This is a genomic window from Sulfurimonas crateris, from assembly GCF_005217605.1.
GTDB lineage: Bacteria > Campylobacterota > Campylobacteria > Campylobacterales > Sulfurimonadaceae > Sulfurimonas > Sulfurimonas crateris.
In genome coordinates this window covers 23,014-35,797 of sequence record NZ_SZPX01000004.1, presented here as the reverse complement: position 1 = coordinate 35,797, position 12,784 = coordinate 23,014, and the positions used below count along the sequence as shown (strand labels likewise).

Genomic DNA, 12,784 nt, shown 5'->3' with positions numbered 1-12,784 from the left:
TTTACCTCCTTTACTAAGATGCGATCGTGACTTCGCTTAAAAGCTCTTCGTCACATTTTGGACAAAATTCATGCTCACCCGCTATATATCCATGTTTTGGACAAACTGAAAATAGAGGTGTCACCGTAATATACGGCAGCCTGAAGTTTGTTATTACATTTTTAACCAGTTTTCTGCACGCCTCAGTTGAGCTTATCTTCTCCTGCATATAGAGGTGAAGAACAGTTCCTCCCGTATATTTGCACTGAAGATCATCTTGGAGCTCTAGTGCTTTGAACGGATCGTCTGTGAGATCAACAGGGATCTGAGAGGAGTTCGTATAGTAGATATTCTCTCCCATTCCCGCTTGAAGGATAGAGTCGCCGTAGCGTTTCTTATCCTCTTTTGCAAATCTGTACGTAGTCCCTTCTGCAGGAGTAGCTTCGAGATTATAAAGATTCCCCGTTGCTTCTTGAAACTCTACCATTCTGTCTCTCATGTAGTTTAGAATATCCGTTGCAAACTCGATGCCTCTGTTGTCTGCAATATCGTAGCTGTCACTTGTAAAGTTTCTTATCATCTCGTTTATGCCGTTTACCCCGATAGTAGAGAAGTGGTTCTTAAATCCAGGAAGATATCTTTTTGTATAAGGGAAAAGCCCTCTGTCATACATCTCCTGAATAAATACGCGCTTCTTCTCCAGAGTCGATTTTGCATGCTCCATAAGTTCATCAAGACGCTTGTAAAGAGCCTCTTTATTGCCTTTGTAAAGAAAGCCCAAACGAGCCATGTTAATCGTTACAACGCCTATCGAGCCTGTCATCTCAGCTGAACCGAACAGTCCGCCTCCGCGCTTTAGAAGCTCACGCAAGTCTAACTGCAGACGACAGCACATAGAGCGAACATGTCCCGGTTTATACGCTTCTGGATTCTCTACCAGATTTCCTCTCTCGTCTCTTTTGAACTGCGAGCCGATAAAGTTTTGAAAATATGATGAACCGACCTTAGCCGTATTTTCAAAAAGGATGTCTGTATTTTCGCCGTACCAGTCGAAATCTTCAGTAATATTGACGGTAGGGATAGGGAACGTAAAAGGCTGACCCGTTAGATCACCCTCTGTCATGATCTCATAGTACGCTTTGTTTATAAGGTTCATCTCCGGCTGAAAGTGCTTGTAAGTCATATCCTCAAGAGAGTTAGCCCCTCTATGTTTTGCCATCTCTTCAAGTTCGCTGTCCAAAATATTTTTAAATAGATGAGTCTGCATAGATGTAGGAGTCTGATCTTTTAGATCTTCAGGAACAGTCCAGTCGATCGTGATGTTCGTAAAAGGAGACTGACCCCAGCGTGCAGGTACGTTAAGGTTGTAGACAAAACTTCTTATCGCTTTTTTTATCTCATAAAACGGCAGTTTGTCTTTAAATACATACGGTGCCAAGTAGGTATCAAACGAGCTGAATGCTTGAGCGCCTGCCCACTCAGACTGCAAAATACCCAAAAAGTTTGCCATCTGCCCTAAAGCTTCACGGAAGTGTCTAGGAGCGCTGCTCTCAACCCTTCCTCTAACACCGTTAAAACCCTCATCAAGCAGGACTCTAAGGCTCCAACCAGCACAGTAACCCGTCAGACAATCCAGATCATGAATATGGTAGTCACCGTTGCGGTGTGCATAACCTTCCTCTTTTGAGTAGATCTTATCAAGCCAGTAGTTTGCGATAACCTTACCCGCTGTATTGTTTACAAGGCCTGCGTTTGAGTAGCCTGTATTTGAGTTGGCTTTAATGCGCCAGTCGGTTCCTCCGATATACTCTTCGATCGTCTGAGTTGAGTTGATGTAAGTTGTATCTTCATCAAGCTCGTGCTCTCTTTGCATCTTGTGAGTGTGGCGGTATACCATGAAAGAGCGCATAACGTCAAAATATCTCGCTTTGTAGAGCTCTTTTTCTATGAGGTCTTGAATATCTTCTACGGCAACGATCCTTTTGTTTTTGATCTTTTCTAGGACGTTGAAGAATACTGTACTATCATAAGTTACATTTTGAGATCTGAAAGCTTTTTTAATAGCGTCTTCTATCTTAAAAGATAAAAACTCTTTATATGTGCCATCTCTTTTTAGTATGTTTTCAACCATGATAGCTCCCCTGCTTTTTTAAATTATTTAACGCAGTTTATAGGATAAGAAGTTAAAAACTTCTAATAAAAAGTGTCACACATGCGTCACTAAAAGCTCTATTAATTGCTATAAGGTATAATTCACCATTCGTAAAAAATTTTTAAAAAATCAATCTTTAAAAGATAAGTATAATTAATGCAAAAATATCTAATAACATCAGAGGAGTTCTACGGCACTACTCCTGAACTTTTTCGCTCAAAACTGCACTCACAGCTTAAAAAGCACAAACCTTCCTATATTCTTTACAGAGATAAAACAAACCCAAACTACAATGAACTTGCCGCTGTTTTTGCTGGTGTTTGCAGAGACTACAAGGGCTTAAAGTGCTTTTTACACCAAGATGCAGAGCTTGCATATAAGCTCGGAGTAAGCGGGGTTCATCTTACTTCCACTCAATTTGAAGAGATCGCAAAAGCGAAGAGGATGGGACTCTTCGTAATTATAAGCACTCATACTAAAGAAGAAGTTTTAAGAGCTCAGAAGCTCGGAGCAGATGCAGTTACATACAGTCCCATTTTTGCTTCCCCAAATAAAGGTGAGCCAAAAGGTGTTGAAGAGTTAAAGAGGATATTGGATATTTCAGATGTTAAAGTTTTTGCACTCGGCGGGATTGTCACTCAAGAGCAAGTAGAGATGATAGAGCGTAGCAAAGCGTATGGTTTTGCTTCTATTAGGTATTTTTTCTAAGTAATCCAGCCAAATGCCCGCCTGCAAAGCTCCACTGGAGGTTATAGCCTCCGCAAGGGCCGTCAAGGTTCATAACTTCACCGCAGAAATATAGCCCCTTAATAACTCTGCTCTGCATTGTTTTTGGCTCTATCTCTTTTAGATCTACTCCTCCGCTCGTTATCATCGCCATCTTAAAACCCTCATGTCCTGTAACCGTAAGAGGCGTGTAAGCAAGCAGCTGAATCAGTTTTGCTCTTTGCGCACCGCTTATTTTGCTGTTGGTTAAAAGCGGGTCTATTTCGGCAAGAGTGCAGAGCTCTTTGGATAGAGAAGAGGGCAGAAGTGTAGTTAAAAGTTCAAGCATTGTCGCATTTGGATCTTTTGCGGCTTCTTTCTTTAGATGCTTTAATATCTGCTCCTCATTCATCCCCTTTGTAAGGTTTACCAAAATAGGAACTTCGCCGTATCTCTCCAAAAGAGGGGTCAGCTCTCTTGCAGCATCTAGAACTACGGGTCCTCTTATACCGCTTTTTGTAAAGATGAGATCGCCGTGTGCCTTTAGTTTGCTATGTTTTTTAATGGCAACTCTGAGCTCTACTTTAGCAATTGTATCGGCGCGGCAATTTGCAACCCAGCTCTCTTTGACAAAAAGCGGCATCATAGCGGGATAGAGCTCTGTTACTTTGTGTCCAAGCTCTCTTGCCATCTCATGCCCGTCTCCTTCGGCTCCTAAAGTCGGATATCCAAGACCGCCGGTCGCAATGAGTACATTTTTTGCATAAAAGGTTTTCTCAGTAGTTTTAACGCCGCATATTTGATTGTCTGCTTGAAGAATATTTTGGACTTTTTGCGATGTCAAAATCTCTACGCCGACTCTATGCATCTCATCTAAAAGGGCATTAATGATAGTTTGTGAACTGTGAGATGTCGGAAAGACTCTAAAGCCGTCAGGTGCGTGAGTTTCGACACCGATCTCTTTAAAGAAGTGCATAAGATCTTTGTGGTCGAACTCTTTTAAGGCATCTTGCATAAATCTGCCGTTACGACCGAATTTTGCCATGAACTCTTCACTGCTTAGAGTATTTGTAAGATTGCATCGTCCTCCGCCGGTAGCTTTTAGTTTTGCACCGATCTGGGAGAGCTTTTCAAGAAGAAGAACGCTTTTTTTCTCTCTTGCGGCAGTAATAGCCGCCATCATCCCCGAAGCTCCTCCGCCGATAACAATAAGGTCATACTCTTTTTTTAAATTCATGCGCTATTTTAGTCAATTTTTATTATTTTATTTGTTAAAAACTTCATTTTATCTGTTTCAAGATAAATTTTGTGATACAATTCACAGATAAAAATTTCTTATAAAGGTTACAGATGAGATTAGGCAAAATTTTAGTAAGCAGTATAGCGATCGCACTGCTAAGTACGGCTCTTTTAGGTGCAGGAGGTAAAACTCACTGGGGATATACCGGACACGAAGGTCCTGAGAACTGGGGCACACTTTCTGCAGATTACAGCATGTGTAAAGATGGTAAAAGTCAATCTCCTATCAATATTACTTCAGAAGTAACTGTTGAAGCACAAGATTTGGAGAAGATCGGTTTTGATTACAACACCGGAATTTCATCGGTAATAAACAACGGGCATACTATTCAGGTCAATTTTGATGCGGGAAGCAGTATAACTGTAGACGGTATTAAGTTTCCGCTTATTCAGTTCCACTTTCACACACCAAGCGAGAATCAGATAGACGGTAAAGAGTTCCCTCTTGAAGGTCACTTTGTTCATGCAACAAAAGATGGCTCTTTGGCAGTTGTAGGGTTGATGTTTGAAGATGGCGCAAAAAATGCTTTTTTAGCAAAAGTATGGGCTAAAATGCCTAAGAAAGCTGGTGGCAAAGAGTCTTTAAGCATCTCTGCTGATGAAGTAAATGCGCTTTTACCAGAAGATAAGGATTACTACAGATTTAACGGCTCATTAACGACTCCGCCGTGCAGCGAAGGTGTAAGATGGCTTGTTCTTAAAAACTACTCTACAATCTCTAAAGAGCAGACAAAAGAGTTTTTAGACATTTTTCACCATGAAAATAACAGACCAATCCAGCCTATAAACGCTAGAAAAGTAATAGAGTAGAAGTGATAACTCTCCATTTAAGGGGAGAGTTATTTATCAAACATTATTGAGCCAAGGCGAACCATATTTGAACCGCACTCGATAGCCAGCTCAAAATCTCCGCTCATACCCATAGAACAGATTGTCGCACCATTTAACTGCTTATAGATGCTATAAGTTGTCTCAAAACTCTTTTTTATTACCGCTTTATCATCCGTGTGTGCGCCGATGCTCATAACGCCTCTTAAGTGGATATTCGGACACTCTTTTTTTATCTGGTTGTAAATCGCAACTGCATCTTGGGGCATTACGCCGTGTTTGGACTCCTCTTTTGCAGAGTTTATCTGAAGAAGCGCTTCAAGTGTCATATCTCTTGCTTCAAGCTTCTTTTGCAGCTCATGTGCAAGGTCTAGCGAATCAAGCCCGTGAAAAAGAGACGGGTTGATGTCAAGCAGGTTGTTTATCTTGTTTTTTTGCAGGTTTCCTACAAAGTGCCACTCAAGTGGCAGATCTTCAAGTTCGGCACTTTTTGCTCTTAGGTCCTGCACCTTGTTCTCTCCAAAGGCACGCTGACCTATACGGTAGAGCTTTGCTATCTCATCAGCAGTCGAGTATTTGCTGATCGCTACTATTTTTACTATATGTTTTTCATCAAATCTTACTCTTGCAAACTCTACTCTTCTTATAATGTTGTCAATATAGATTTTGTACTCTTCGTCATTCATTTCGGTTTTCATTTTTACCCCACAAGTCTATTTATATCGTTATACAGTCCAAGCCCCATCAGTGAAAAGAGTATCACCCAGCCCGCAATTGTTAATTTTACCATAATCTCTTCGTTTACTTCACGTCTGAAGATAAGCTCATAGAGATTAAACATTATGTGCCCGCCGTCAAGTGCAGGGATAGGGAGCAGGTTTAAAACCCCCAGGTTTACGGAGATTAGTGCCGCAAAAAAGAGTACGCTCATCCAGCCTGCATCGGTTGCGTCTGATGTCAGTTTTACTATGGAGATTATTCCGCCAAGCTCTTTGGCTGGAACTTCTCCGACTATGAGTTTTTTAAGCCCCGTAAATATCAGAGTTGAGGCGAAAGCGGTCTGCTCGGTCGCGTAGGAGAGTGTCTCGCCTACACCAAGTTCGAGCTTATGAGAAACCCCCGCACTCCCAATCCCGATCATCTTTTTCTCTATCACTTCATTAAACATATTCGTAGTCTGGGTTATTTTTGGGCTCAGAGTTATAAAGTGGATATATCCGCCTCTTTCAACCTCAAGACTGAGCTGACCATCAGAAGCCTCAATGATCTCTGCCATCTCTTTCCATTCAGTAATAGGAGTTCCGTTAATAGAGCGGACGGTGTCGTTTGTCTCTAGCCCTGCAAGAAAAGCAGGAGACTCTTTTACGACATTACCGATGACGGGAGAGAGAACATTTGGTCCGCCAAGAGCTATGACAAAATAGAGAACAAATGCCAAAACAAAGTTTGCAAGCGGTCCAGCTAGGAGAATGAAGATCTTTTGCGAAGGTGTCTTTACATTGTAGCTGTCGTTGTCATAGCTCTTTTTTGTAGGGTCAGAGTCATCCTGACCCTTCATCTTTACATATCCGCCAAGCGGGATTATCGCCAATTTCCACTCGGTTCCCCATCTCTTAAAAGAGGCGATCCTGCGCCCAAACCCAATGCTAAAAACCTCTACATAAACGCCCATTGCACGAGCTGCAAAGTAGTGCCCGAGCTCGTGAAAAAATATAAGAGCGGAGATTACTATTAAAGATACTAAAAAACTCATTACTTCTTAACTCCCAAAAGTGCGGCTCTAAATCCCCAGAGGTACTCAAAGCCCGAGTAGAGCGTAACTGCAACTGCAAGCCATAAAAGTTCAGTGCCAAGCGGCCAGTGCATAAGCAAAAATCCGATGGCAAACATCTGCACAACAGTCTTTACTTTACCAGACCATGATGCTTTTACGCTTAACCCCTCACTTACCGCAACGGTACGGATGCCCGTTATAAAAAGCTCACGGATGATGATGATGTAGACAGCCCAAGCACTTGCTTCTCCTACCATCATAAGTCCCATAAATGCGGCAATTGTCAGCATCTTGTCTGCAAGCGGGTCGATGATGGCGCCAAGCAGTGTCATCTGGTTCCACTCCCTTGCAATGTAGCCGTCAAAAAAGTCCGTAACGCTTGCTAAAACAAAAAGAAGTGAGGCAAAGTAGTAGTTCCAAGTGACATGAAAACCCGCATCCGTAAAGTAGTCTGGATTAAGGATGACCCAAAACATGATAGGAGCTAAAATAATGCGCGAAGATGCCAAAATATTAGGTAGATTTAACAAAAAAAGCCTTGTGAATTTATTGCGTATTTTAGCCTTTTGGCTCTTAATCTAGGCTTGACAATCTCTTTATCTCTAGGGTATTATAGGGCTAATATTGGAGTGTATCTGTAAAATGGATTTAGAAAAAATAAAAAAGAGAGTTCTCTCGCTTACAAGCTATATTAAAGAGATAGAAATAATAGAGCACGACCATTACCATTTCGCACTAATCTACCCGGATTTTGAGGCTCTAAAAGAGGCAAAAATCATCAATATAAAAGAGGAATTGCGATGGTACGCCGTCGAACTCTACAACATAAAAGCAAAAGAGAGCGAAAAGATACGCGGGTTTAAGATCTTTACCACTCCGCTTGGGAAAAATATAGAAGAGATTTTAACAAAAGGTGATGAGCCAGACGATGAAATCTACAAGGTTTTAAACTCATTTTTAGCGACCATGACCGACAAAGAGATATTGCCGACTTCGCATCTTGAACTAGACCTTGAACTCGACTCGCTTAACTATGTGGAGCTTTTTGTCTTTATTGAGGAGAGTTTCGGGGTAAAAATGGATGAAGCCATCTTCTCAAATATGATGAGAGTGGAGCCACTCTACAGTTATATAAAAGCAAATGCAAAAAAGATAGGTGTACTAAAGCCGGAGTGGGATGAAATCTTAAGAGAGCAAAGCAGCGAGAAGCTAGTCTACTCACCTTTTATTATGTCTCTATACAAGACTATTCTTTACCCCATTTTCAGGCTCTATTTTCGTCTTGAGGTAAAAGGAGTCGAAAATCTTCCCGCTTCAACTTGCATCATAACGCCCTCTCACCAGAGTATGCTTGACGGCTTTTTGATAGAGTCCGCATTGCCGTATAAAATCTTAAAAAAGACCTTTTTTCTGGCATATAAACAGGTCTTTGGCACAAAACTCTTAAGACCCATTGCAAAGCACGGACAGAGTATCTTGATAGATGCAAACGAAAACCTTAAAGAGACGATGATCTACTGCGCACTGCCAATAAGAAGCGGGAACAATCTCGTTATTTTTCCCGAAGGAGCAAGAACAAGAGACAGAGAACTTTTGGAGTTTAGACCATACTTTGCGATGCTCTCTAAAACGTTTAACACGCCTATCGTTCCAGTTGTGATAGACGGCAGCTACGAGGCGCTTGGAACAGGGATGCTGTTTCCAAGACCAAGAAAAATAAGAGTGACCTTTTTAAAGCCTATTGAGCCGCACTCTATGGAGCAGGGCGAGATAGTAGAGAGAGTAAGAGGAGCAATACAGAGCGAGCTTGAAAAGTCTAAGTCAGAGCATCTTTGAGCTCTTTTTCTCCCTTTTTCTCATCTACGAAGTAGAGCAGGATCGCGCCTATAATAAACAAAATAGAGATAGAGGCGATAGATACTCTTGAGTTTTGGGATACAAGTGCCACAAGAGCGATAAGAAGAGGCCCGAAAATCGCCGCAAATTTTCCTATAAAGTTGTAAAAACCGAAAAACTCGGCGGAGTACCCCTCTGGGATCATCCTTGAGTAGTATGAGCGGCTAAGGGATTGAATACCGCCTTGAACAAGAGCTATCATAATTGCGAGCATATAAAACTCCCAAACCTCCATCATCGTAGCTGCCCACATAATAATAAAGAGATAGATGGCGATGGCTAGGTATATTGCCCCTTTTGTGCCCATGATCTCGGATATTTTAGTAAAGAGAAGCGTTGCGGGAAATCCTACGAACTGAACGAGCAGAAGAGCCAAAATAAGGTTTGATGAGTCAAATCCAAGCGCCATCCCGTAATCGACCGCCATTCTGATGATGGTATCTACGCCGTCTATATAGAGCCAGTAGGCTACCAAGAAGAGCGATAGATGTCTTAGCTGTCTTATTTTTGAGAAGGTTTTTTTGAGCCTTAAATATCCATCTTTAAGTTTTGTGGTTGTGCTTATATGGGTGCTTTTGTCCTCTTTTACAAACAGAAGCAGGGGAATAGAGAAGAGCGCCCACCAGAGCGCGACACTTATAAACGATGCTTTTATGGCGGTGGCTTGATCCTCAAAGCCAAAAAATTCAAAATCCTGAAACATCCAGACATTGATGCTAAAGAGAACGCCTCCGCCGAGATAGCCGAGCGAAAAACCAAGTCCCGAGACAAAATCGACACTTTTTTTGGTTGAGACGGATTGTAAAAGTCCGTCATAAAATATGTTTGAGCCCATAAAACCGATATTGCCAAGAATATATATAAAAAGTGCCGCCTGCCACTCTCCGGCTCCAACAAGCGAGAGCATTGCGCTCATCAAGATGCCTAGATATGAGAAGAGGAAAAGGTATCTTTTTTTAAGAGAGTAAACATCCGCAATTGAGCCCAAAAGCGGAGCGATAAGCACTATGACAAGGCTAGAGATGGAGCTGGCAAATCCAAGATGGGCAGTACTTGTGGTAGCCGCTACATCTGCGCTGTAGTATGATTTGAAAAAGAGCGGGAAAAAGCCAGCAATGACGGTTGTGGCGTATGCAGAGTTTGCCCAGTCGTAAAGTGCCCACGAGTAGATAGTTTTTTTGTTCTCCTGCATAGATGCCGCCTATTTTAATTTCGCACCAATTTTACCACAAAAGTGGAGATTCATTCCATTTAGCGGGGTATTATTTGGCTCGCTCCCATGCTCCTGCGTGGGAGTGTATATGTCAGGCTGTTTTACAGTAAGCATTCCCATCGAGGATGATGGGAACGAGAATACTTTCTAGCTTTTAGTAACTCATAGAGCCTGCGTTTAGAAGCCCGATAGAGACAGATAAAAATGCCATAAGCAAGCCAACAGGGACAACACCTTCGCTTATCTGCTCTTGGAGAGAAAACTTGTTGGGGATTCTTGTAAATACCAAAGCGAAAGTAAGCTGAATGAACATAGCAATGCTTCCCCAGATTAAAAAATCTCCATAAGAAACTGAACTTACCAACGCACTGTAAAGCGGAATTGAAAAGCCTATAATAGCACCGCTAAACGTTAAAGATGCAGCCATATTGTTCTCATGGAAAATGAGCTTATAGTCATCATACGGGGTGACTATGGCGTAAAGATACAAAAATACACCAACCAAAGCAACAGCTGTTATAAAAAACAGACCAAAAGCTAAAAACGATTCTACCATGCGAACTCCGGTTCATTAAATTTTAAAAATGAATAATAGCGAAACAAAGCCAATTGAAATAACAATTGACATTATACATTCCCACGTAGATCGTTGGAACTAGAGAAACGTACATTTAATCGTTCTACCTAAAAGAGAACTCGTTTCCTATAAAATGCAGTCGGCTTATGTAATAAATGATAGAATAGTGCATGAAATTTTTAGAACTATTAAAGAGAAACAGACTTGTTGCCGCGCACAGAGGTGCACGCTCTATTGCTCCAGAAAACACGCTTTCATCACTTCAAAAGAGCATTGGCAGGTGTGACTTTGTAGAGATAGACGCTGGGCTAAGCAAAGACGGAGTGGTTGTTGTTATGCATGACGATACGCTTCAAAGAACTACCGATGTTGCAAAGATGGAGATCTTTAAAGGCAGGGCTCCGTACAGAGTTTGCGATTTTACGTATGATGAACTTCTTAAGCTTGATTACGGAAGCTGGTTTGAGCAAAACAGCGCTCATAAAGAGCCGCTTCTCACGCTCAAGATCGCGCTGGAGTTTATAAAAAAGAATGGTATGTTCATAAATGTAGAGATTAAAGATATATCTAACTTTTTTGAAGATAAAATTGTCGTAGATGCAGTTATAAAAGAGATAGAAGATGCGGAAATGCAAGAGAGTGTTTTGCTCTCTTCCTTTAGGCATGAGTATCTCAAAGAGACAAAAAGTATTCTCCCAGATCTGCCTACAGCTGCTCTTTTTGAGGGTAATTTTCGTGATGATCTTTTAGAGTATCTTGGAGATTTGCAGGTTGAGGCGTGTAATCTGGATGATGGGTCGGTAGATGAAAAAAGGGTTAAAATGCTAAGAGAGGCAGGTTTTTTGGTCGGAGTCTATACCGTCAATGACCCAAAACGAGCGGAGGAGCTGTTTGAGATGGGTGTTAATTATATATTTAGCGATTCGCTTGATAGGAGTCTGAAAAGGTATGCAAAATGACGTATGAAAAACTGCAAAAGGCTCTTGAGACATTGGATATTGTGACGCGCATAACGCAAGCTGAGCTAAAAGACAAATACCTCAAACTATCAAAGATACACCATCCTGATATGCCAGAGGGTGACGCAAAAAAGTTCAAAGAGATAAACGAGGCGTATAAACTGGTAAATGAGTATATACAAAACTACAGATTCTCATTTGATGAAGATGAGTTTTACGCGCAAAATCCATTCTCGAGAAAATCAAAGGATTGGTTTTATAATTTTTAAGGAGCAAAAGTATGGTTATCGGAGTTCCAAAAGAGGTAAAGAGTGACGAGTTTCGCATCGCTCTAACGCCTTCAAACATTGCTTTGTTAGTAGGTGACGGGCATGAGGTGTTCATTGAGACTGCGGCGGGAGAGGGAAGCGGTTTTAGCGATAGTCAATATGCGGATGTCGGCGCAAAAATAGTTTTTTCGGCAAAAGAGCTTTATGAAAAAGCTGCCTTGATAGTAAAGGTCAAAGAGCCGCAGTCATCAGAGTATGAGCTGTTAAATGAGAAGCATACGCTCTTTTGTTATCTTCATCTAGCCCCCGCAAAAGAGCTTACCGCAGTTTTAATGCAAAAGAGAGTTTGCGCTATAGCCTATGAGACTGTTGCTCTTGGCAGAGAGCTTCCGCTTTTAAAGCCGATGAGCGAGATAGCAGGGAGTATGGCGCCGATTGTCGGAGCTTATCATCTAAGCCGCTACAGAGGAGGCGAGGGAGTTTTGATATGTGGTTCTGATGGAGTGCCGAGTGCAAAGGTTTTAGTAGTAGGAGCGGGTAATGCCGGATTTAACGCTGCTAAGATAGCTTACGGAATGGGTGCAGATGTGACGGTCATCAATAGAACCTCGCCAAAGCTTGAAGAGTTGAAAAAAGAGCTCCCTCATGTCAAAACTCTTTTATACTCCCAAGATGCCTTTTTAGAGGCTATAAAAGAGTCTGATATGGTCGTAGGTGCCGTACTTGTTCACGGAGGCGCGGCAACGCCGAAGTTTATAACGCGTGAGATATTAAAAGAGATGAAAAGAGGCTGCGTGGTTGTAGATATCACTATAGATCAGGGTGGTATATCCGAGGTTTCAAGACCTACAACACACAGTGATCCGACCTTTATAGAGGAGGGAGTAGTGCACTACTGCGTGGCAAATATGCCCGGAGCTTACCCCAAAACATCAAGCGTAGCGCTCTCGAACGCAACAATATCTTATGTTAGAAAGCTCTCAGATAAGGGAGCGATAGATGCCATAAAAAATGATCCCGCCCTAGCACTTGGAGTCAATGTTTTTAAGGGAGCTCTTACAAACCGCGCCGTTGCAGAGGTTCACGATTTTGAGTTCAGGGCTCTTGAGTCACTTTTGTAAGGAGAGACGGAT

The 12,784-nt window shown here is 41.9% G+C and carries 13 protein-coding genes; 6 read left to right on the top strand and 7 right to left on the bottom strand.

The window, feature by feature from the left end:
• Positions 1-13: 13 nt before the first annotated feature.
• The gene (locus FCU45_RS05600) at positions 14-2,110 is read right to left on the bottom strand and encodes a ribonucleoside triphosphate reductase (protein ID WP_137013165.1); all 2,097 of its coding nucleotides are present in this window, start codon (positions 2,108-2,110) and stop codon (positions 14-16) included.
• Between the two features lie 177 nt (positions 2,111-2,287).
• Here FCU45_RS05600 and FCU45_RS05595 point away from each other — a divergent pair, with 177 nt between their 5' ends.
• A complete protein-coding gene (locus FCU45_RS05595) occupies positions 2,288-2,839 on the top strand; it encodes a thiamine phosphate synthase (RefSeq protein ID WP_137013163.1) in 552 nt (183 codons plus the stop codon).
• Here the strand turns inward: FCU45_RS05595 and FCU45_RS05590 are convergent.
• The gene (locus FCU45_RS05590) at positions 2,823-4,073 is read right to left on the bottom strand and encodes a BaiN/RdsA family NAD(P)/FAD-dependent oxidoreductase (protein ID WP_137013161.1); all 1,251 of its coding nucleotides are present in this window, start codon (positions 4,071-4,073) and stop codon (positions 2,823-2,825) included. The genes FCU45_RS05595 and FCU45_RS05590 overlap by 17 nt on opposite strands.
• Positions 4,074-4,186: 113 nt before the next feature.
• Here FCU45_RS05590 and FCU45_RS05585 point away from each other — a divergent pair, with 113 nt between their 5' ends.
• Positions 4,187-4,945 carry a carbonic anhydrase gene (locus FCU45_RS05585; RefSeq protein ID WP_137013159.1) on the top strand — a complete coding sequence of 253 codons (759 nt, stop codon included), beginning with the start codon at positions 4,187-4,189 and terminating at the stop codon, positions 4,943-4,945.
• A 29-nt stretch (positions 4,946-4,974) separates the two neighbouring features.
• On the opposite strand, the gene FCU45_RS05580 is transcribed toward FCU45_RS05585, so the two are convergent.
• From FCU45_RS05580 to pgsA, 3 genes are read right to left on the bottom strand one after another with little or no spacing between them, the layout of a single operon-like run.
• Positions 4,975-5,649, bottom strand: coding sequence for a YggS family pyridoxal phosphate-dependent enzyme (locus FCU45_RS05580; RefSeq protein ID WP_137013584.1), 675 nt, complete (start codon positions 5,647-5,649; stop codon positions 4,975-4,977).
• A 14-nt stretch (positions 5,650-5,663) separates the two neighbouring features.
• Positions 5,664-6,716, bottom strand: a complete 1,053-nt coding sequence (gene rseP, locus FCU45_RS05575) for an RIP metalloprotease RseP (RefSeq protein WP_137013157.1) — start codon at positions 6,714-6,716, stop codon at positions 5,664-5,666.
• The gene (gene pgsA / locus FCU45_RS05570; protein ID WP_137013155.1) at positions 6,716-7,267 is read right to left on the bottom strand and encodes a CDP-diacylglycerol--glycerol-3-phosphate 3-phosphatidyltransferase; all 552 of its coding nucleotides are present in this window, start codon (positions 7,265-7,267) and stop codon (positions 6,716-6,718) included. The genes rseP and pgsA overlap by 1 nt, the downstream gene beginning before the upstream one ends.
• Positions 7,268-7,379: 112 nt before the next feature.
• On the opposite strand from pgsA, the gene FCU45_RS05565 reads away from it, so the two are divergent.
• Entirely contained in the window at positions 7,380-8,573 is a 1,194-nt protein-coding gene (locus FCU45_RS05565) for a lysophospholipid acyltransferase family protein (protein WP_137013153.1), read from the top strand.
• Here the strand turns inward: FCU45_RS05565 and FCU45_RS05560 are convergent.
• Both FCU45_RS05560 and FCU45_RS05555 read right to left on the bottom strand, forming a co-directional pair.
• Positions 8,554-9,825 (bottom strand): MFS transporter, encoded by a 1,272-nt coding sequence (locus FCU45_RS05560; protein ID WP_137013151.1) that lies wholly within the window; start codon positions 9,823-9,825, stop codon positions 8,554-8,556. The two genes, FCU45_RS05565 and FCU45_RS05560, sit on opposite strands and share 20 nt — an antisense overlap.
• Positions 9,826-10,000: 175 nt before the next feature.
• On the bottom strand, positions 10,001-10,402 hold the full coding sequence (locus FCU45_RS05555; RefSeq protein ID WP_137013149.1) for a DUF350 domain-containing protein: 402 nt from the start codon (positions 10,400-10,402) through the stop codon (positions 10,001-10,003).
• Between the two features lie 191 nt (positions 10,403-10,593).
• On the opposite strand from FCU45_RS05555, the gene FCU45_RS05550 reads away from it, so the two are divergent.
• From FCU45_RS05550 to ald, 3 genes are read left to right on the top strand one after another with little or no spacing between them, the layout of a single operon-like run.
• On the top strand, positions 10,594-11,382 hold the full coding sequence (locus FCU45_RS05550; protein ID WP_137013147.1) for a glycerophosphodiester phosphodiesterase: 789 nt from the start codon (positions 10,594-10,596) through the stop codon (positions 11,380-11,382).
• The gene (locus FCU45_RS05545) at positions 11,379-11,651 is read left to right on the top strand and encodes a DnaJ domain-containing protein (protein WP_137013145.1); all 273 of its coding nucleotides are present in this window, start codon (positions 11,379-11,381) and stop codon (positions 11,649-11,651) included. Before FCU45_RS05550 ends, FCU45_RS05545 begins: the two co-directional genes overlap by 4 nt.
• A gap of 11 nt (positions 11,652-11,662) precedes the next feature.
• Complete coding sequence (gene ald, locus FCU45_RS05540; RefSeq protein WP_137013143.1) at positions 11,663-12,772, top strand: alanine dehydrogenase; 1,110 nt, start codon at positions 11,663-11,665, stop codon at positions 12,770-12,772.
• Positions 12,773-12,784 lie beyond the last annotated feature (12 nt).

Coding starts and splice junctions, on each gene's coding strand:
- FCU45_RS05600 (WP_137013165.1), bottom strand. CDS start 2,110: ATGGTTGAAAACATACTAAAAAGAGATGGCACATATAAAGAGTTTTTA.
- FCU45_RS05595 (WP_137013163.1), top strand. CDS start 2,288: ATGCAAAAATATCTAATAACATCAGAGGAGTTCTACGGCACTACTCCT.
- FCU45_RS05590 (WP_137013161.1), bottom strand. CDS start 4,073: ATGAATTTAAAAAAAGAGTATGACCTTATTGTTATCGGCGGAGGAGCT.
- FCU45_RS05585 (WP_137013159.1), top strand. CDS start 4,187: ATGAGATTAGGCAAAATTTTAGTAAGCAGTATAGCGATCGCACTGCTA.
- FCU45_RS05580 (WP_137013584.1), bottom strand. CDS start 5,649: ATGAATGACGAAGAGTACAAAATCTATATTGACAACATTATAAGAAGA.
- rseP (WP_137013157.1), bottom strand. CDS start 6,716: ATGAGTTTTTTAGTATCTTTAATAGTAATCTCCGCTCTTATATTTTTT.
- FCU45_RS05565 (WP_137013153.1), top strand. CDS start 7,380: ATGGATTTAGAAAAAATAAAAAAGAGAGTTCTCTCGCTTACAAGCTAT.
- FCU45_RS05560 (WP_137013151.1), bottom strand. CDS start 9,825: ATGCAGGAGAACAAAAAAACTATCTACTCGTGGGCACTTTACGACTGG.
- FCU45_RS05555 (WP_137013149.1), bottom strand. CDS start 10,402: ATGGTAGAATCGTTTTTAGCTTTTGGTCTGTTTTTTATAACAGCTGTT.
- FCU45_RS05550 (WP_137013147.1), top strand. CDS start 10,594: ATGAAATTTTTAGAACTATTAAAGAGAAACAGACTTGTTGCCGCGCAC.
- FCU45_RS05545 (WP_137013145.1), top strand. CDS start 11,379: ATGACGTATGAAAAACTGCAAAAGGCTCTTGAGACATTGGATATTGTG.
- ald (WP_137013143.1), top strand. CDS start 11,663: ATGGTTATCGGAGTTCCAAAAGAGGTAAAGAGTGACGAGTTTCGCATC.